We start from the raw sequence: 19,312 nt of genomic DNA on the forward strand, positions 1-19,312 counted from the left end.
GGCTCAGGGGCACTGTCTGGGAGGCCGCGACGACGTCCACCAGGCAGCCCTGCGCGCACAGCGCCTCGCGCAGTTCGACGCGCCCCCCGAGGGCCTGGGGGAACAAGATCCGCGTCCCCGCAGCCAGGTCACCAAGGGCGTTGGCCAGCCCTTCGGCGTGCTCGGCTCGAGGCACCACGTCCACCTTGATGCCTGCACTCTCGAGCACACGCGCCGTTTCTGCCCCCCACTGCGGCCACCCTGAGGCCCGGGCCCAGGCGCCGCGACCCGAGCCGGCCCAGCGTGAACCGCACGGCGGCCGCACTCGAAAACAGGACCCATTCGTAAGTCGCAAGCCTTCCGAGCGCTTCGTCCAGCGCCTCGAACGAGGGCGGGGGCTTGACCTCGATGGTGGGAAAGAGCACCGGACACGCGCCGGCCTCGGCAAGGGCGTCCGCCCACCCCTGGGCCTGTGGGGCAGGCCGGGTCAGCAACACGCGGAGGGGAGGCAAACGCCTATCGACCGTCACGCCCTCGATGATACTCTTTGCCTGTCCCACTTTCCGGGCATCGACATGGCGACCTGGACGCAAGATCCCCGCACGCTTCGCCCCATGCTCGCCACGCTCGCCAAACCTGGCGAGGTTCCCCTCGTGGGCCAGGGACTGGTCTTCGAGCGGAAGTACGACGGCATCCGGTGTGTTGCCGACGCCGCCCCCCTCGGACAAGCACGCCTCTTCTCCCGGAACGGCATCGACAAGAGCCACCAGTTCCCGGAGATCGCCCAGGCGGTCGCCAGTTTGGCGCGCGCGACGGGGCCCCTGGTGGTGGATGGCGAGATCGTCGCCCTCGACGGCGCAGGCGAGCCCACGAGCTTTACAGCCCTGCAAGGCCGGCTGCCCCGCCCCCGCCCTGCGCCACGCGAAGGGACCCCGCACGGTGACACATCCGTACAGATGCTGGTCTTCGACCTCCTGCGGCTCTACGACGAGGATCTCAGGAGCCTTCCCTTTTCGGCCCGCCGGGAACTGCTCGAGCGCTTGATGGCTCACGTGCCACAGCCCGCGGCGCGGTACCTGGCGTTGGCGGAGTCGGTGCCGGGCAACGGAGAGGATCTTTGGCGGCGCGCCCACGTGCACGGGTGGGAAGGGCTGGTCGTCAAGCAGGCCCAAGCGCCCTACGCGTCGGGGCTTCGTTCGCCCGCCTGGCGAAAGCTCAAACGAACCCAGGTTGGCACCTTCCTGGTGGGAGGGTTCACGGAGCCCAAGGGCACCCGCAACGGCATGGGCGCCTTGGTGCTTGGGGAGCCTGAACCGGGTGGCCTCCTGCGCCCTGTGGGCAGCGTGGGCAGCGGCTTGGGGGAGCGTACGCTCGCAGCGCTCGAGGCTGCGTTGCGTCCCCTGGAGACCGCCGTCTGCCCGTTCTCGGCCACGCCTGTTACGGCCACGAAAGCCCACTGGGTTGAGCCCGTCGTTCAGGCTCGGGTGCAGTTTGCCGAGCGAACGCCGACGGGGATGCTGCGACACCCCGTTTGGCTCGATTGGCAACCCGTGCCCGCCGGAGCCACGATGGCGCCGAGATCGGCGACTGCCCGGCAGGGGCGCAAGGTGGGTGCCCCTTCGATTCCTGCCGAAGACACCCTTCGTGACGGCCTCGTTCAGACGCTCCGCCACCTGGAAGACGAGCGCCGCGGAGGCCGCATCCGGCTCCCTGGCGATCACATGCTGTCCGTGAGCAACCTGCACAAGGTGTTCTGGACGGACAGCGCGCTGACGAAAGGTGATCTCGTGAGGCACTACGTGTTGGTCAGCCCCTTCATCTTGCCGGTGGTCGCGGACCGGCCGCTCGTCATGAAGCGACATCCTGACGGGGCGCTGGCTGAGGCTTTCTACCAGCATCGTGCCCCAAGCCCGCTCCCCAAGGGCGCACGAGCCGCCTCCCTTCCGGATGACGATGTGCCTTCGCGCTTGGTCGGCGGCGACCTGTACACCCTCCTTTACATGGCCCAGCTGGGCACCATCTCCCAAGACCCCTGGTTCTCGCGCGTGCAGGCGCCCCACTGTCCTGATTTCGTGGCCTTCGACCTCGATCCGATGCCCGACGTCCCGTTTTCATTCGTGCGCGACGTGGCCTTGTGGCTTCACGAACACCTCGAGCGGTTGGGAGTGCCTCACTTCGCAAAAACCTCGGGCGCCTCGGGCCTTCACATCTTCGTGCCTCTGGCGGAAGGCACGGCCTACGAACCCGCACGGCTCTTCACTCAACTCGTCGCTACCGTGATCAGCCGTCAGCACCCCAAGGTTGCCACAGTCGAACGCAGCGTCGCCGCCCGCGGCAAGACGGTCTATGTCGATTACCTGCAGAACATCGAGGGGAAGACCTTGGCGTGCGCGTACAGCGCGCGCGCCAGCGCGTACGCGGGCGTGTCGACCCCCATCAGCTGGGACGAGCTCGAAGCTGACTTCGACCCCCGCGCCTTTACGCTCGAGACCATCGGTGCTCGCCTCGAGACCCGCGGCGACCTGTGGGCGGAGACCCGCAAACCGGAACATCGTCTGCGGCTCGAGGAGGTCCTCGCCACCCTGGCGCGGCGCTGAGGCCCAGGGCGCGGGACGCCGGGGCGGCTATACTCGCGCGATGATCGATCTGGTGCTTACCCTCATCGGGCCGGACCATCCGGGACTCGTGGAAGCCGTGGCCGATACCATCGCCGCCCGTTCGTACCGTCGCGCTCGCATTGGTCGGGCAAGACAGGCCGGGTATCGTCAAGGAGATCTCCCAGGCTGCTGGCCTCCCGCGGCGTCAACGTCGATGACCTGCACACCGACAGGACGAGCGCGCCCATGTCGGGGGAACTTCTGTTTTCGGCGCGGGCGCGGCTCGGTATTCCCCCCTCGGTCTCGGTCGGGGACGTCCGCGCCGCGCTCGAACGCCTGGCGCAGGACCTGATGGTCGAGCTCCGCGTGGTCGAGTCCTGACGGATCTCGGCCCGCACCACCACGGCTTGCCGTTTCGTGGCAAAATGGGCTTCGTGGCCGCGGAAAGCCCCATCGAAGACCTCAAACGCCTGGTCCTGCAGCGGGTGGCTGCGGACCAATTGACGCTTCCGTCGATGCCCATGGTCGCCGCGAAAGCTCTACAGACCCTGCGCACGCCCAACGGCAGCCTGGCGGCCACCGCCCAGGTCCTGGAAAACGATCCTCTCGTGAGCGCCCGCGTGCTCCGCATCGCGAACAGCGCGGCCTACGCCACGCGCGAGTCTGCCCTGTCGATCGCACAAGCTGTCTCGAGGCTGGGCACCCGAACGCTCGAGACGGTGCTGGTCGAGGTGAGCGCCCAGGGCGTTTTTGCGTCGAGGAATCGCGACATCAACGCCGCCTGCCAGCGGCTGTGGGAGCACTCCCTCGCCACGGGTCTCGTGGCCCGCGACCTGGCGCTGCTGGTGTTCGGGACCGCCGGGCAGGAGTTCGCTCAGGCGGCCTTCCTGGCGGGGCTGCTGCACGACATCGGCAAACCCGTCCTGGCCGCGGTGATGCTGGAGACGGAAAAGAAGATGGCCTCCTCCGGAGCGGCCCCCCGTTGGCTTCCCATGCAGACCTGGCTCGAACTCATCGCCGGGGCGCACCGCACTGTGGGACTGCTGGTGGCGGCGAAGTGGGAAATGCCCGCCCTCGTTCGACGAGGCATGACCGACCTCGACACGTACGAGGACGCCGAGCCTCACAGCATGCGAAACTTCGTTCGCCTTGCCAACGTGCTCGTCAAGCGGCAAGGGCTTTACGAAGGGCTGTCTCAGGGAGATCTCGACGGGGCAGTGCAGCAAGGCTGCCTGCTGCTGTCACTCGATCCGGCCCTGGTCGAAAACGCCCTCGCCGGCATCGCCGAGCGCGTACGACAGCGCATCGCCTGAGGCTTTCGGGCCCGGTCAGCGCCCCGGACGCCGAATCGGCACGGGCACCGGCTCGGGGGCGACCAGGTCGACGAGGCCGTCCACGAGCTCGTCCACCCACCGCCTCACGCGGTCGGCGAAGCTCGGCGGGTTCGGCTTCTCACTTTGAGGCTTGTCCTTTGGATGCGAGCCGTTTGCCATCTTCCTTAAGACGATCCTTTCGGTCAGATCGATTCAAAAGTTGAGAGAAGCCGCTCTGGCCCCGCGTCAAGCGTGAGCCCGGGTACCCTCCGATTGCCACCTCGCCCCTCTCGAAAAATGGTACCCATGAAGCATGTCAGACGGACGCGTCTCCTGGGATCAGTATTTCATGAACATCGCCGCGGTCACTGCGAGCCGCTCCACCTGCCCACGCAAGTTCGTGGGCGCGGTCATCGTGCGCGACAAAACCATCCTGTCGACGGGCTACAACGGGTCGATTCGAGGTATGCCCCACTGCACCGAGGTGGGGCATATGATGGAGAACGGTCACTGTGTCGCCACGATCCATGCAGAGACCAACGCCATCATTCAGGCCGCGAAGAATGGTGTCAGCATCGAGGGCGCCACGGTGTACGTCACGGCGAGTCCCTGCTGGAACTGCTTCAAGCAGATCGCGAACGCCGGCTGCAAGCGCATCGTCTTCGGCGAGTTCTATCGCGACGATCGGATCTTCGGCGTCGCTGAGCGCCTGGGAATCGAGCTCGTGCACATTCCACCCGAGATCGCGGTTCCGCCCGCCACCGCGGGCACAGCCGCAGCCCCTGTGGACGCGTCGAAAGGCGAAAAGACGTGAGCGGAACAGGTACAGTCAGGGGTGAGCCCGCTCGACACGACTCGCTCTTCCAGCGGGCCGGAGGGGAATCAGGTGTTCGGGACATCGTCACTGTATTCGTCGATCGGATGGTCTGCGACCTCATGATCGGTTTTTTCTTCGCAGGTGTCGACAAGGCTCGTCTGGTCGAGCGGGAGTTCGCCTTCACAGCCAGATTTCTCGGGCACGATTGCGCCTACGAAGGCCGCCCGCTGCGCGCTGCCCACGCGGCGCACCGGATCATGGGAGGCCACTTCGCGCGGCGGAAACAGATTCTGCGCGAGGTCCTCGAGGCTCGGCAGGTTCCCAAAGACGTGGCCGAGGCTTGGTTGAATCACGTCGAGTCCCTTCGCGACCAAGTCACCGCCGACGGGCCTGGTGAGTGCGCCTGAGCACCGCGCCCCGCTTCCCTTCGGCTTGACCGGGCGGCCGGGGCGCGACACGCTTCCTACATGTGGTTGGCACGGCTCATCGACGTCTATAGCCTGGTGATCTTCGCGGCCGTGGTTCTTTCCTGGTTTCGGCTGCCACCCGAAAGCCCTCTCGTGCGGATCGTATCCGCCCTGACCGAACCCGTGCTCAGGCCCTTGCGGAGGGTTGTTCCCAACGTCGCCGGGCTCGATTTGTCTCCGATGGTGGTCCTTCTGGGGCTACAGCTCTTACGCCGTTTGCTCACCGGATAGCCCACGAGAGCACCCGGTTTCCCGAAATCGTTGCTTCCGAGAGGCGGCAACGTCGCTATCGGTTGCGCAAGCTCCCTCCTGGACGTTACAACGGAAGTACGGCCAGTCGATGCCCAAACACTTCGTCTTCGACACAAACATCCTCCTTCACGATCCGCGGGCCATCTTTCAATTCGAGGAAAACGAGGTCGTCATACCGATCTTCGTTCTCGAAGAGATCGATCAGTTCAAGAAGGAGTCGTCGGAGCGAGGTCGAAACGCGCGCGAGGTCGCGCGGATTCTCGACGGCTTCCGCGCCGATGGCTCGCGCCTCTCCGACGGCGTTGCGCTGCCGAGCGGAGGCAGGCTTCGCGTGGCGGCGGGCCAACGGGCTTTGCCCACGAGCCTCCGAGAGAACCAGGTCGCCGACCACCTCATCCTGGGCGTGGCCCTGGACGTCCGGGACGCCAACGCGAAAGAGCCCACGATCTTCGTCACGAAGGACGTCAACCTTCGGATTCGAGCCGACGCCCTCGGCCTGCGCGCGATGGATTTCGAGGCGGGGCGCATCGACATCGACGAGCTTTACTCGGGCATGTCCGACCTCGAGGTCTCGGGCGAGCAGATCAACCAGTTCTATGCCGAGAACACGCTGGACCTTGGCGATGCGCGCGTCCTCCCAAACCAGTACATTTTGTTGAAAGACTCGCAGAGCCCTTCGCACACGGCGCTGGGCCGGGTCGACCCCAAAACGCGGCGCCTGGTGCCGCTGCGAAAGATGCGGGAGGGTGTTTGGGGCATCCGGCCCCGCAACAAGGAACAGCACTGCGCGCTCGACTTGCTGCTGAGCGACGAGGTCAAGCTGATCACCTTGGTGGGCAAAGCGGGAACGGGAAAGACCTTGCTGGCGCTCGCCGCCGGCATGCAGCAAACGGTGGAAGACCGCACCTACACGCGCCTTTTGGTGTCGAGGCCCATTTTTCCGCTGGGGCGCGACGTGGGATACCTGCCGGGCGACATCGAGGAGAAGCTCAACCCGTGGATGCAACCCATCTACGACAACGTCGAGTTCCTCATGGGCCTGTCGAAAACGGATCAACGGAACGGGCGAAGCTATCGTGAGCTCATCGACATGGGGTACATCCAGATCGAGCCACTGACCTACATCCGGGGGCGGTCCATCCCGATGCAGTTCATCATCGTCGACGAGGCGCAAAATTTAACGCCCCACGAGGTGAAGACCATCATCACGCGTGTGGGGGAAAACACGAAGATCGTGCTGACGGGCGACCCCTACCAGATCGACAACCCCTACGTGGACGCCACGTCGAACGGCCTGACCACCGCGGTCCAACGCTTCATGGGGCAAGAGCTGGCCGGGCACGTGACCCTGTCAAAGGGCGAGCGCTCGGAGCTCGCCGAGCTGGCCTCCAACCTGCTCTAGGCCCCGAAGGGTGCCCCCCGTGCGCGACGCGTGCCGGGGGGCGTCTGTCATTCGTCGTGCAGCTCGACGTTCCAGTACGAAGCCGCGGGCAGATCCAAAAACGGTAGCCACTCTCGGTAGCGAATGGCGTCTCCCTGTGCGCGAAACGTGGGCGTCCAACGCGGACGCTCGGGAATTTTCGAGAGCCGCATGCTGGCTTGCTCAGGCGTCCGTGCACCCTTCTTGAGGTTGCACTTGATGCAGCAGCAAACCACGTTCTCCCACGTAGTGCGGCCACCCTGCGCGCGAGGGACCACGTGGTCCAGGTTCAACTCCGCGCGGGGCCCGGCCCACCCGCAGTACTGGCAGCGGTTGCCATCACGCATGTAGATGTTGTGCCGAGAGAAGCGAACCTTCGTCCGCGGCATGCGGTCGTAGATCTGCAGGATGATGACACGCGGGATGCGGATGGCGCGGCCCACGGTCCGAAAGACGTCGTGGTCCATCTCCGAGGAGAGCTGCGCCCAGCTCTCGAAATCGAAGACACGAAACTGCTCGTCGACCGCGCGGGCCGCCCCCAGGTAGAGAAGCGAGAACGCCCGTCGTGCGGACGTGATGTGTATGGGTTGAAAGTTCCTGTTGAGGACGAGTACGGAAGCGTTGGTCACGGGTCTCCTTGGGGTCGACGGCACGAAGACGCAGCAAATGACGCAGACGAAAATGCAGGAGGCCAAGCCGCCCCGCAGGCGCACCAGGCGACACGTCTTCCGGACCGGGGCCACGGGTGGCCGTCAGTTCTCTCCCGCCGGGCGGGCGACCGAATGCGAGCGGCCGCAACCATTTCACCTAACCTCTTTGAAAGAGTAGCAAGTTTTCGAGCGGAGACCTCATTCTCGTGACACAACTTGGCAAACACGAGCGTGTGACGAGAACGTAACGAGCGGCCCTCGCCGTGACGCCGGCGCTAGAATCTCTGGACTTCACGTGAACATCCAAGCCCTCTCCGCCCTGGTGGCGACGATCGTTGGTTGCGCCATCGGAGGCTCCGTTTTCCTGCGCGAAACGCGGCGCGGAGCCCACGCGGTATTCGCCACCTTCGCGTTCAACATTGCGCTGCAATACCTGTTCGTCTTCCTGTGGCTGGGACTCGAAATCGAGTTCTTCGACTGGGCCGCCATGCTGGTCGCCGTGTCCTTGCCCGCCACCGCCCAGCGCTTCTTTCCAGGCCTTCTTGGGCGACGATGCAGGCCCGCCCCCCCTGTCGCGCTCGACCGTGGTGGGGGCGGTGGTGTTCTATCTGGCGTTTTGCTTTTCGCGCTTCATCGACCCCATTCACCAATCCACGTGGTTTCGCCTGACCTTCGGAGCGTACGTTTTCGCCGGGCTCTACCTGTCGGTCTACTACCTGTACCGCCGCTACCGCGCGACCCCCTCACGGGTCGAGAAGATTCGGCTGCGCTACCTGCTGGTCGGTGGCGTAGCCACGGTTTCCACGGCCCTTCTCGAGTCGCTGGTCGACAACATCACGTTGGGCACCATCTTCGTGATCGTCTATCTGTACTTTCTTTCGCAGACACTGGTTCGCTATCGTCTGCTGGACCTCAACGAGCTGCTCGGACGCATGGTGGTTCTGGGCGCTTTGGTGGTGATCGTCACGCTCATCTACGTGGTGTTGCTGATATGGGTCTCTCCCGAGCAGCATGGCTTGTTCTTCTTCAACACCTTGGTCGCCTCTGCCGCGATCTTGATCGTCTTCGACCCGCTGCGTTCCCGTGTGGAGGCCGCCGTGAACCGGTGGATGTTCCAAGAAAAGTACGAACTGTCCCGGCGCATCCAGAACCTGCGCGCCGACCTCATGAACGTCATCGACGCGCGCGGCATAGGGCCCAAGGTTCTGGCCGCCCTCGAAGATTCCCGACGCGTGACACACGCGGCGCTTTATTTCGTGGACCCCGACGGCTCGGGATACGAGCTTTCAGGGCATATCGGGCCCAAGCCGGAAGCCCGCCTCGACGCCATCGCTCACCGCAGCTTTCTCGAGCGTTTGCGGCGCTACACCGTGCTCACCGTCGAGGGGATCGAGCAAGAGATCTCGATCTTGCGGCCCTCCCGGGGCGAAGAAAAGGAATCGCTGACCCTGATTCTCCGTACCCTCGAATTGATGAACGCCTCCGTGGCCTTGGCCATCTCCGGGGAGGACCAGTTGTTGGGCATCCTGGTCCTCAGGGACGAGCGGCTCCGCGAGGCGTTCTCGTCAGACGAAATCGAGCTGTTCCGCGGGGTCACCGCCTCGGTCGGCGTGACGCTGCAGAACTCGCAGGTCTACGAACGCATGAAGGAGCGGGAGCGCCTGGCAGCCCTCGGGCAAATGGCGGCGGGTCTGGCACATGAGATCCGCAACCCGCTGGGCTCGATCAAGGGGGCCGCGCAGTATCTGTTGCCCAGCGCCGACCAGAGCATCGACCCGTCGAGCCGAGAGTTCCTCAACATCATCGTGGAGGAAGTGGATCGGCTGAACAAAACCGTGTCCCAGTTCCTCGACTACGCACGCCCCTACCGGGGCGAACAGCAGCCCCTCGACGTGAACCAGATCCTGCGCAAAACCTTGACGCTGATCGAAAAGGAGGAGGGTGCGAGCAAGGTGGAGATCAGCACGAACCTCGCCGACTTGCCTCCGGTGCGCGCGGACGCCGAACAGCTCCGGCAGGTGTTTTTGAACCTGATGCTCAACGCGCTGCAGGCGATGCCGAGCGGTGGCAAGCTGCACGTGTCCACCACGTTGCGCCGGGCCACCCGACGCGGGGCCGCGGCCGCTTTCTTCGAGGTGCGTTTCAAGGATACCGGTGCTGGCATCCCGCCCGAAAACCTCAAAGATCTCTTCGTGCCGTTCTTCACCACGAAGGACCAAGGAACGGGCCTGGGCTTGCCGATCAGCCAGCGCATCATCGAAAACCACGGGGGCACCATCGAGGTGCGCTCTCGGGTGGGCGTGGGATCCACCTTCACGGTGTTGCTCCCGGTCGAAGCGGATGCCTACGCGGGATTCATGGAGAGCCACAAGGGGCCTCCGCCGATCCCCGACCGGCGGACACCCCTTTCGATGCCCAGCATCGAGATCCCCGGTCCCACCGGCCAAACCGGGCGCTACCGCCGCCACGAACCCCTCTAGCGCAGGGCGCGCAGAGGGTGGCAGCGAGGCCCGACCGGTGGAGGAGGGTCTCAGTTGCTGGTCTGGATCGGGCAGCAGAGTGCCGAGGCCTGCACTTTTCGCCCCGAGGTGAGCGGGAAGGGATGCACGCAGCTAAAGGCGGCTCCCGCCGTGATCGCGTCGCCGTTTTGCACGCTGCCTCCACCCAAGCCGGGATCGCGCACGACCTGCCCGAGGCCCGCCGTGCTGATGATGTTGAGCCCCTCGGCGTAGTCGGCACGGCAGGTGCCGCTCACGACGTAGGAGCCATCGGGACAAGCCGCGAGAACCTCGTCGTCGATGAACTCGAGTTCCGACACCACCCAACCGCAGGACGCGAGGGCGTTGGTGCCGGGAGGGCCGGCCGGACCGGCAGGCCCCTGGGGACCGCGAGGGCCAGGAGGACCGGCGGGCCCGCCGGAGCCGCCGCCGGAGCCGCCACCGATGTGAACACTGATCCGCCCGAGGAGCGTTGCCAACCAGGCGCCGTGACGGGACAGCTCGAGCATGTATGAGCCGTCCGCGAGCACGGAGGGCAGACTCGCCTGGATCTGGGAGTCCGTTTGGCTCAGCACCGGCAGCTCGATGCCTCCCAGAAAGGCCCGCAGGGCGCGAGAGCCGAAGTTCTCACCATTGATGGTGAGGACGGTGGCGCCTGCGTCAACTTGCACCGACAGCACCTTGACGGGGCCGCCGGCCGTGGCCGAACGGGGCAGGACGAGAGCGCCCAGCACGAGGGCACCGAGGACAACGAGACGAGTCATGAGATCTCCTTTCGAGGGGTGGTCAACCGCATGGCGGTCGCCAGGTTGATGACGGTGCGAGCGTAGACGCCGTTTGCCTGGATCCACAAGCAAACAGTTCCCCCGCGTCACGCGCTAACCACAACGCGCCAGGCAAGGGGGAATGCTTCAAGCACGGGTTCGTGGGGGCCGATGGAGGGAACGAGCTTCGTGAGCCGCGGCCTGACGGCGCGTCACGAGTTCGGCAGGATTCATGCGCATGCGTTTCGGAGTCGTGTGGGCGCTAGGAGCGGTACTGGTCGCCGCGGGCCAAGAGGTGTACGCGCAAGGGGACCCCGTGCCCGAAACCGGGCTGCTGAAGAGAACCGCAGCCAGCCGCAAAGCCGCCGCAAGGGCACTTTTCGACGAAGGGCTGCGTTGTCTCGATGCGGGCGACTGGGCGGCGGCGTCGGATCGCTTCGAGCGCGCCCGACGCCTGCACGCATCCCCTCGCATCACGTACAACCTGACCACGGCGCTCGTGCGCTTGGGTCGCCTGGTCTACGCGTCGGAACTACTGCGCGAGCTCACCGGCGCGGCCGCGGTCGAAAGGTCGGTCCAGACGGCGGCCCAAGAGCGCCTCGATCAGCTGCAAGCCCGACTCGCCTGGCTGACTCTCGTGGTCGAGGGCGACCTCACCGACACCCGCCTCGAGCTCGACGGCCGCCTCCTGGATGTCGCGATGGTGGACGTTCCCTTGCCCGTCGATCCAGGCGAGCACACCGTGCGCGCGCGACGCGACGGCCAGGCTCTGCTCTCTCGAACTGTGACGCTGCCCGAAGGTCAGCGGCTTCAGGTGCACCTGGCCTTGCCCTCGAGGCCGCTCCTGCTGGCAACGCCGAACCCGGCGCCCCCGCTCAACCCGCTGACACTTGGCGTGGTGGCCAAGGGCGAGTCCATTCCGAGCGAAACCCCGGGGGCGGGGCGCGTTCCCTGGGGGTGGGTGGGCGCCGGCGCGGCCTTGGTGGCGGGCGTCGCGGTGTCGGCTTTGCTGCTCGCGGGGGGGAGCGACGTCCCCGTCTCCGGCAACGCAGGCACCCTCACCCTCCGAGGGGGCCCGTGAGCCGCGCGGCCCGTTGGGGCCTGGTAGCCGCAGCGCTCGGGCTTTTGTCCTGCGAGAGCGCCACCCCCACCCAGCTTCTGGTCGTGGTGGACAGTGACTTCGGCAGTGAGCTCGACGAAATCGAGCTCCATGCAGAGCTTGCCGGGCAGGCACCGGGCCGCCTTTCGGCCCGCCCGCGCGACGTGCCCCTGCCGCTCAGCTTTTCCCTTCTTCACGACGGCGGGGTTCTGGGACCGCTGCTCGTGACGGTGCAAGGTCGTCGCGGCAGTGAGGTGCTCGTGAGCCGTTCGGCACTCACGGCGTTCGAGGCCGGGCAGGTCAGGGTCCTCCGCATGGATCTCTTCGCTCAATGTGCGGCAGTGGTCTGTGCGGAGGGCACGACCTGCACCGAAGCGGGGTGCGTGCCTCTTGCGCAGGCTGGGGAAGCCCGAGAGCCCTGGCCGGGCCGCGTGGGGCCCCGGCCCCTTCCGACCTGGGACGCCCGCCCGCCCGACGCTCTGGCCCCCCCCGACGGCGGCGTGCCGGACGCGGCGATCGGGGCGGATGGAGCGCCCCCGAACCCCGACAGCCGCGACGGCGCGGAGACCCACGATGGTGGCGCTCCCCCCTCAGCGGACCTCGGGCCCTGCAGCCTCTTTCCCGACAACGCCATTTGGCGCCGGGACGTGCGCGCAAGCCCCGTATCGTTGCGCTCGCCTGCTTACATGGCCGCCCTTGCGGGTCGTCGCGTGAAGGCGCTCGTCGGCCCGTCGCAGGGCGTGCCTTGGCGCTCGGTCGACGAGCGGACTGGCCAGGTGGGCGTGAGCCTCGAGACGCCCGGAGTCAAGAGCGACTGGCCGGTCCCGCTCGATTTTCCGCTCGACGCGGCCCCCGACCAGCGCCTGATCGTGGTGGACACCAGCCGGTGCCTGCTTCTCGAGGCCTTGGCCTGCGTGCGCGTCAGCCAGACGTTCCAGTGCGCCACGGGTGGGGTCGTGGCCTTGAACGCCTCGTGGGTGCGTCAGCGCGGCTCCGTGATGGCCACGGATTCGGCGCTCGCCCTGCTTCCAGGAATGATCCGCTACCAGGAAGCCGCAGAAGGGCAGATTGAACACGCGATCGCGCTGAGCCTGGACCGCATCCAGGCAGGCTACGTGAGCCCCGCCTTGAATCACCTGGGCGGGACCAGCTCCGACCCCTCGTTGCCCCCGATGGGTGCCCGGTTGCGCCTGCGGGCCGATTACCCAGACACGGCGCTCGGCCCGGAGGTGCGGGCCATCGTGAGGGCGCTGAAGACCTACGGCGCCCTCCTCACGCACCGGGGACCTGCGATGGGTATCTACGGAGACACGCACGCAGGCTGGGCGGGGATCGACCTCTCTGCCCTCGGGGCCCTTGCGGTCGAGGACTTCGAGGTGCTGGACCACGAGGCCATCGTCAAGTAACCCCCGTGTCGGGACCGTTACCCGGCGCTCAAGTGGCCCCGAGCGGCCCCACCGAACGGCAGCGCGCCTCCCCGAGCCGGCCTGACGCTCACCCTTGGCCCTGCGTATGCATTCGCATGGGCGTGTGAAACACAACGAAGACATCTCGAAACCGGACAAGCGCGTGCTCGGCCGTACGGATGCGAACGACACCCCGCTCGAGGTTCATGGGAACTTCCCCGTCACCCCGGAGCTGCGTGAACGAGCCCGCGCCCTGACCGGACACGCACTCGGCCACAACGCCACTGCCGTGGAGCGTGCCGAGGTGTGGTTCGAGGACGTGAACGGACCCAAGGGCGGGGTCGACGTGATTTGCCGGATCACGCTGGCGGTGTCAGGCGTACCGAACGTTTTCGCCGAGGCCCGCGACAGCGACCCGCACCGTGCCCTGGCGTTGGCGGCGCCCAAGGTGGCTCGGGCGCTGAAGCACGCCCTCGGGCGCCGGGGCCGCAGCGCCCCGAAACTGCCACGCCCCGCTCCTTGAGCTACGCCCGGTCGAAATCGGCTTCCAGGCGGGCAAGGTCAGCCGGGGTGTTGAGGTTCGTGGCGAAGCGCGGGTCCAGGCCAAGGGCTCTCAGACGGTCTGCGCCGATCCGCACGCCGCCCAGCTCTCGCAGCAGGTCCAGCAGCTTGAAGCGCCCCTCCTCCCGGGCCTTGCTGACACGAGGCAGGCAGGCGCGGCCGTAGCGGGCACAGAGGGGCTCGGGGGTCCCATCCACTTCGGGCGCCACGACGAGGGCCGCTGGGGCCTCGTCCCGCAGCAGCTGTACCAGTGTGGCCGTAAGACAGGGCATGTCGGCTGCGAAGCAGAGGGCCGCGGCCTCGGAGCCGGACAGGGACGCCAAGGCGGTCTCGAGACCTGCCAGGGGACCACAGCCGGGCCCGGCCCTGTCGGGAACCACCGGCACACCGAAGCCGCCGTAGGCCATCGGATCGTTGGCCACCACTACCACGCGATCCACGTGCGGCAAGATCACGTCCAGCTGACGGCTCAGAATCGAGCGCCCCGCCACCTCCAACCGTCCTTTGGCGACGCCCCCCATCCGGGTTCCCCGCCCTCCCGCGAGGATGGCGGCGATCACCCCGTGGGCCATCAGAGCACCTTGCGCATCCAGGTCGCGCCTTCGGCCCGCGCCATCCGGAACTCCCGGGTGGTGGTGATCACGTAATCACAATCCTTGCGGTCGATCGCCTCCCACCCGAGCTTCTCGGCGAAGAACGCCGAAGCGCCGTCCGTCACGAGGTAAAGCACGCGAATGCCCTCACGCCTCGCCTTTTCCGTGCCCGTGTCCACCAGCAGATAACCGAGGCCCTCGCCTCGGCGCTCGGGCGCGACGGCCAACATGCGCAAAAGGCCTGCGTCCTCGATGCGCTCAATAGCCACGCAGCCCACGAGGGGCACCTCGCCGTCACCGGGGATCACGAGGTAGTGAGACCAAAACTCGTCGAGCTGCGGGTGCGCAATGCCCACGCGGTTGAGCAGGTTGGAGATGTTGACCTTGTCCGCGAGCTTGGCCGGACGTACAGGGTCACCCAGTCTTTCGAGCAGCTTGTCGTGAAGGCCGCCGTAGCTGCCGGACGTCATGACGACCACGGTGTCACCCGGTACGGCTCGTTCGGCGAGGCGCTCGACCGTGGCGTCCACGGACTCGATGACGCGCGCCGGGATCCCCGCGTTGCGGAGATCCTTGGCCAGCGTCTCGACGTCCAGGCGATCATCGGGCGGTAGCTTTTCGGGCTGATAAAGCGGGGCCAGCACCACCTCGTCGGCAACGGTCAGCGCCGTGGCGAACGCGTCCTGGAACACCTTGCGGCGGCTCGTCGCCGACCGGGGCTCGAACGCAGCGATGAGCCTGCCAGGCCCAAAGCGCCCTTTGAGCGCGCCCAGCGTCTCTCTCACCGCCGTGGGATGGTGCGCGAAGTCGTCGAGCACGGTCACGCCGGATGCTACGCCTCGCCACTCCTGACGGCGCTTGACCCCCAAGAAGCGCTGGGAGGCCCTTGCGATCAAGGGCAGCGGCACCCCGATGCGGCTCGCCGCTGCCACCACACCGATGAGATTCTCGAGGTTGTAGACACCCGGCAGCCCCGATTCCAGGGTTCCCACCACATGGTCCTTGTAAGCCACCCTCATGACGGCCCGGCCCCCCAGGGTGTACTTCGCGACCTCGAAGGTCCAGTCAGCCCCCACGCCGGGTCGGCCGTAGGTGGTCACCTGGCAGCGCGCAGAGCGGGCCACCTCGAGCGCCCTGGGGGATGCCGCGCACACGATGAGATCGCCCGCGGGTGGGATGCGTTCCACGAACTCTCGAAATGCCTCGACCACCGTATCCTCGTCTCGAAAGATGTCCGCGTGATCGAACTCGACGGACGTGAGGATTACGATCTTCGGCTTGTAGTGCAGGAACTTCGACTTTTTGTCGAAGAAGGCTGTGTCGTATTCGTCCCCCTCCACCACGAATTCTTCCCCCAGGCCGAGACGCCAGGAGCGTTCGAAGTTGTGCGGCACCCCTCCGATCAGAAACGACGGGTCACGTCCGGCCTGCGTGAGCACGTGTGCCATGAGCGTGGACGTGGTGGTCTTACCGTGGGTGCCGGCGACCACCACGGCTTGGTGCTCACCGAGAAACAGCTCGGACAGCAGGGCGGGGAACGACGTGAGCCGAATGCGCCGCTCCTTGGCAGCGAGCACCTCGACGTGGTCGCGGCGGCACACGTTTCCGACGACCACGACGTCAGGCTCCCAATCGAGGTTGTGAGGCCCAAACCCCTCCATCATGGGAATGCCCTGCTCGGTCAGCTGGGTCGACATGGGGGGGTAGATGTGCTCGTCCGAGCCTCGCACGTCGTGGCCCGCGGCCCGTAGCAACCCCGCCAAGGAACCCATGCCGGTTCCGGCAATGCCGATCAAGTGGACCTTCATGGCAACGTGCACTCTGTCGGGCCGGGCGCCCGGCGGGCCTCGGACGGTTGACACGCCAAAAACGACGACGCCCCGACCGGCCCCGCGGCCGCCCGGACGAGCCCTTGCAGAGGTATTCGCGCCACGACGACGCCAGCATGCGCGATGTGCCCCCGTTTGCAAATTCATGCGCGAACCGAAGAATCGAAACTGTCCCCCCGGCCGCGCCTCTGGGGGGGCTACCATGGACGAAGGCCCCTCGGTGCCCGTAGGATACCGGCACTGTGTTTCGCTCCGTCGACCCGCCGCCCGCAACACCCCGCGCGCACACATCTTCCGTTCTCTCCCAGGCCGCGTCACGCCGGCTCGCGAGGGCTGCGTTGTGGCTCGTCGTGGCGTGCGCGGCGGCCCCCCTGGCGGGATGCGCCAGCGACGGGGACGACCGGCCCGTGACGTACTCGGTGAGCGCCAAGCAAAACTACGAAAAGGGCCTGACCGAGCTGGCCGACGAAAACTACATCGAGGCGGACAAGTATTTCCGCTTCGTCAAGTCGAAGTTTCCCTTCTCGAAGTTCGCCGTGCTCTCGGAGCTCGGCCTGGCTGACGCCAAATTCAAGCGGGGCGAGTACATCTCGGCCATCGATGCGTACAAGGCCTTCATCCGGCTGCATCCCACCCATGAGAAAGTGGAGGACGGCTACGTGGCGTACCGCATCGCCCTGGCTTACGTGCAAGACATGCCCGAGGACTGGCTCATTTTGCCGCCCTCGTTCGAGAAGGACCAGTCGGCCGTCCGGGATGCGTTGAGAGAGCTATCCGACTTCCTCGACAAATACCCCGACTCGAAGTACGTCGACGACGCACTGAAGGACCGGCGCGAGGTGGTGCGGCGCCTGGTGGAACACGAGGTCTACGTGGCGCGGTTCTACCTCGACCAGGGCCATCCGAAAGCCGCGATCATGCGGCTGACAGGTGCGATCGAGCGCTTCCCCGACTCGGGCCGTGAGGCGGAGCTGCTGCTGACTTTGGGTGAGACCCACCTCGAGATGGGGAACGCAGGAAGCGCAAAGCAAACCTTCGAGAAGGTCAAAGAAGAGTACGAGGGTGAGCCTCAAGCCCGGCGCGCCGATGTCTATCTGGATTTCATCCGGCGCAGGTTCGGCGAGGCGCCTCGTGACAAACCGAAGCCCTCGAAGCGGACCGAACCACAGCCGGGCGACGCCGAGCGCGCGAGCTGAAGGGGCCCGTCCGCCAAAGATCGCTCACCGAGCAGGGAAACATGGACGATCACCTGAAAACGATGTTGGTCCGCGGGCGCGACCACTACCGCGCCAACGAATACGAGCTGGCGGAGCGTCTTTTGTCGGAGGTGGCGAAGGCGAAGCCGCCTTTCCCGGACGTCTACGAGATGCTGGGGGTCATCGCACATCAGCGCGGCGCCATGGAGCGGGCCGAAGCGCTCTTCGAAGAAGCCCTCACCCTGAACCCGAACTACACGGAAGCCGCGATGTACCTCGCCGTGACCTACAGCGATCAGGGCAAATACGAAGAGGCCCGTCAGGTCTACGAGCGCATGCTCGGGGGCAAAGAGCCCACGCCGAAGCGCGTAGACCGACTGGTCAAGGGCAAGATTGCCAACATGCACGCCGACGTGGGCCACGCCTACCAGGAGGCTGGTTTCTTTGCAGAAGCCGTCGAGGAATACCGCAAGGCCCTCACGCTCGCGCCGGGCTTTCTCGACGTGCGGGCCAAGCTGGCCATGGCGCTGCGTGAAGCAGGGCGCTCCACCGAGGCCATCGCGGAGCTCGAGGACGTCAAGCGAGAGAACCCGCGGTTCCTGTCCGTTCGCTTGCACCTGGGATTGGCCTACTTCGCCGAGCGACGCCTCGCGGAGGCCGAGCGCGAGTGGCTCCACGTTTTGACCATCGAGCCCGGCAACCGCATGGCAAAGCTGTATCTCGGCCTGTTGACGACCACCCGCTGATCGCGGCACGGTGCGAAGACATGGCCGTCTTCCGCTCCAGCCCCGAAACATTCACCGTCCACGAGGTCCCTGCTTACGAACCCAGTGGTGACGGGGCGCATGCCTATGTTTTCGTCGAAAAGCGCGGATTGACCACGCCGGACGCCATTCGGCTCCTTGCGGAGGCGGTGGGCGTGAACCCGCGCGACGTGGGATACGCGGGCATGAAGGACAAACACGCCGTGACCCGACAGTGGTTGAGCTTCCCCGAGACGGCGCAGACCGCCCTCGCCGCCCTGGACGGCGCGGTCCTGGCCGCCCGAGGCCTGGGCATCGTCTCGTTGTCACGTCACAACAACAAGCTGCGCATCGGGCACGTGCGCAAGAACGTATTCGAGGTGACGCTCGAGCAGGTGGATGACGGGGAGGCCGAGACGTTGTCCCGTACCTACCAGCGGCTGGCCCAGGAGGGCGTTCCCAATCGCTACGGCCAACAACGCTTCGGGGTCACGGACAACGTGGCCGAGGGCCTCGCGCTGCTTCGGCGGCAAAAGCGGCAGCCGGATCGGCGCAAGCGCACGTTCTTGATGTCGGCCGTGCAATCGGCCGTCTTCAACCACGTGTTGGACGAAAGGGTGGCTCAAAAGCTGCTCACCCAGGTCCTGGCAGGCGACGTGCTGCAGAAGCGGCCCACCGGCGGGCTCTTCACCTCCACCGACGCCCCCACCGATCAGGCGCGGCTCGATGCGGGAGAGTTGGTAATTACGGGCCCCTTGCCCGGAGTCAAGGCGCCCCGGCCCAGCGCCGGCTCGCCGGCCGAGGCGCTCGAATCCGCGGCGATGGCCGCCGTGGGCCTGACAGAGGAGTTGGTGCAAGCCAACGCCCGCGATTTGCCGGGCGCACGCCGGCCCCTCGTGATGAACGTCGAGTCGCTGGCCCCTCCCGCTTTCAGGGACGGCCGCATGGTCCTCAACTTCGCGCTGCCTGCGGGCGCCTACGCCACGGTCGTCGTCGAGGCACTGCTCGGCCGCCGCGGTGACCCCGACCTGCCCGAAGGTCCACCCACGTGAGGGTGTCCGGAGCTGTGCTAACTTTTCCGGGGCCCCTTCCGAACGCTCGCGAAGCGCCTCCTCAAAGACCCTGCGG

Annotated in this window: 19 protein-coding genes; 13 read left to right on the plus strand and 6 right to left on the minus strand. The window is 66.4% G+C overall.

What is annotated here, in order from left to right; genetic code table 11:
• On the minus strand, positions 1 to 208 hold a 208-nt coding region (locus KA712_24745; protein MCG5056169.1), incomplete at its 3' end, for a uroporphyrinogen-III synthase.
• A 346-nt stretch (positions 209 to 554) separates the two neighbouring features.
• Between KA712_24745 and ligD the strand changes: the two genes are divergently transcribed.
• Positions 555 to 2,576 carry a DNA ligase D gene (gene ligD / locus KA712_24750; protein MCG5056170.1) on the plus strand — a complete coding sequence of 674 codons (2,022 nt, stop codon included), beginning with the start codon at positions 555 to 557 and terminating at the stop codon, positions 2,574 to 2,576.
• 434 nt (positions 2,577 to 3,010) lie between these two features.
• Positions 3,011 to 3,889: an HDOD domain-containing protein gene (locus tag KA712_24755; protein MCG5056171.1), complete on the plus strand. Its 879-nt coding sequence runs from the start codon at positions 3,011 to 3,013 to the stop codon at positions 3,887 to 3,889.
• 15 nt (positions 3,890 to 3,904) lie between these two features.
• Here the strand turns inward: KA712_24755 and KA712_24760 are convergent, their stop codons facing one another.
• Positions 3,905 to 4,069, minus strand: coding sequence for a hypothetical protein (locus KA712_24760; protein ID MCG5056172.1), 165 nt, complete (start codon positions 4,067 to 4,069; stop codon positions 3,905 to 3,907).
• Between the two features lie 133 nt (positions 4,070 to 4,202).
• Here KA712_24760 and KA712_24765 point away from each other — a divergent pair, with 133 nt between their 5' ends.
• The 4 genes from KA712_24765 to KA712_24780 all read left to right on the plus strand — a co-directional run bounded on the left by KA712_24765 (position 4,203) and on the right by KA712_24780 (position 6,827).
• Complete coding sequence (locus tag KA712_24765; protein ID MCG5056173.1) at positions 4,203 to 4,703, plus strand: cytidine/deoxycytidylate deaminase family protein; 501 nt, start codon at positions 4,203 to 4,205, stop codon at positions 4,701 to 4,703.
• Entirely contained in the window at positions 4,700 to 5,113 is a 414-nt protein-coding gene (locus KA712_24770; GenBank protein MCG5056174.1) for a group 1 truncated hemoglobin, read from the plus strand. The genes KA712_24765 and KA712_24770 overlap by 4 nt, the downstream gene beginning before the upstream one ends.
• A 60-nt stretch (positions 5,114 to 5,173) precedes the next feature.
• Complete coding sequence (locus tag KA712_24775; protein ID MCG5056175.1) at positions 5,174 to 5,404, plus strand: YggT family protein; 231 nt, start codon at positions 5,174 to 5,176, stop codon at positions 5,402 to 5,404.
• A 109-nt stretch (positions 5,405 to 5,513) separates the two neighbouring features.
• The gene (locus KA712_24780; protein MCG5056176.1) at positions 5,514 to 6,827 is read left to right on the plus strand and encodes a PhoH family protein; all 1,314 of its coding nucleotides are present in this window, start codon (positions 5,514 to 5,516) and stop codon (positions 6,825 to 6,827) included.
• 47 nt (positions 6,828 to 6,874) lie between these two features.
• Here KA712_24780 and KA712_24785 read toward each other — a convergent pair whose 3' ends face one another.
• Positions 6,875 to 7,474, minus strand: a complete 600-nt coding sequence (locus KA712_24785) for an HNH endonuclease (protein MCG5056177.1) — start codon at positions 7,472 to 7,474, stop codon at positions 6,875 to 6,877.
• 563 nt (positions 7,475 to 8,037) lie between these two features.
• On the opposite strand from KA712_24785, the gene KA712_24790 reads away from it, so the two are divergent.
• Complete coding sequence (locus KA712_24790) at positions 8,038 to 9,975, plus strand: hypothetical protein (GenBank protein MCG5056178.1); 1,938 nt, start codon at positions 8,038 to 8,040, stop codon at positions 9,973 to 9,975.
• Positions 9,976 to 10,025: 50 nt separating this feature from the next.
• Here KA712_24790 and KA712_24795 read toward each other — a convergent pair whose 3' ends face one another.
• A complete protein-coding gene (locus tag KA712_24795; GenBank protein ID MCG5056179.1) occupies positions 10,026 to 10,757 on the minus strand; it encodes an IPT/TIG domain-containing protein in 732 nt (243 codons plus the stop codon).
• Positions 10,758 to 10,995: 238 nt separating this feature from the next.
• Here KA712_24795 and KA712_24800 point away from each other — a divergent pair, with 238 nt between their 5' ends.
• The 3 genes from KA712_24800 (at position 10,996) to KA712_24810 (ending at position 13,785) form a co-directional block, all read left to right on the plus strand.
• On the plus strand, positions 10,996 to 11,838 hold the full coding sequence (locus tag KA712_24800) for a hypothetical protein (GenBank protein ID MCG5056180.1): 843 nt from the start codon (positions 10,996 to 10,998) through the stop codon (positions 11,836 to 11,838).
• Positions 11,835 to 13,262, plus strand: a complete 1,428-nt coding sequence (locus KA712_24805; protein ID MCG5056181.1) for a hypothetical protein — start codon at positions 11,835 to 11,837, stop codon at positions 13,260 to 13,262. The genes KA712_24800 and KA712_24805 overlap by 4 nt, the downstream gene beginning before the upstream one ends.
• Before the next feature lie 124 nt (positions 13,263 to 13,386).
• Complete coding sequence (locus tag KA712_24810; GenBank protein ID MCG5056182.1) at positions 13,387 to 13,785, plus strand: HPF/RaiA family ribosome-associated protein; 399 nt, start codon at positions 13,387 to 13,389, stop codon at positions 13,783 to 13,785.
• 1 nt (position 13,786) lies between these two features.
• Here the strand turns inward: KA712_24810 and KA712_24815 are convergent, their stop codons facing one another.
• Entirely contained in the window at positions 13,787 to 14,395 is a 609-nt protein-coding gene (locus KA712_24815) for a molybdenum cofactor guanylyltransferase (protein MCG5056183.1), read from the minus strand.
• Positions 14,395 to 16,224, minus strand: coding sequence for a UDP-N-acetylmuramate:L-alanyl-gamma-D-glutamyl-meso-diaminopimelate ligase (gene mpl / locus KA712_24820; protein MCG5056184.1), 1,830 nt, complete (start codon positions 16,222 to 16,224; stop codon positions 14,395 to 14,397). The genes KA712_24815 and mpl overlap by 1 nt, the downstream gene beginning before the upstream one ends.
• A gap of 263 nt (positions 16,225 to 16,487) precedes the next feature.
• On the opposite strand from mpl, the gene KA712_24825 reads away from it, so the two are divergent.
• The 3 genes from KA712_24825 to KA712_24835 are packed head-to-tail and all read left to right on the plus strand — an operon-like array spanning position 16,488 to position 19,236.
• Positions 16,488 to 17,441, plus strand: coding sequence for an outer membrane protein assembly factor BamD (locus KA712_24825; GenBank protein MCG5056185.1), 954 nt, complete (start codon positions 16,488 to 16,490; stop codon positions 17,439 to 17,441).
• A gap of 41 nt (positions 17,442 to 17,482) precedes the next feature.
• Positions 17,483 to 18,187, plus strand: coding sequence for a tetratricopeptide repeat protein (locus KA712_24830; GenBank protein MCG5056186.1), 705 nt, complete (start codon positions 17,483 to 17,485; stop codon positions 18,185 to 18,187).
• Positions 18,188 to 18,207: 20 nt separating this feature from the next.
• A complete protein-coding gene (locus KA712_24835) occupies positions 18,208 to 19,236 on the plus strand; it encodes a tRNA pseudouridine(13) synthase TruD (GenBank protein ID MCG5056187.1) in 1,029 nt (342 codons plus the stop codon).
• Positions 19,237 to 19,312: the final 76 nt, after the last annotated feature.

The organism is Myxococcales bacterium (assembly GCA_022184915.1).
Lineage (GTDB): Bacteria > Myxococcota_A > Polyangia > Fen-1088 > Fen-1088 > JAGTJU01.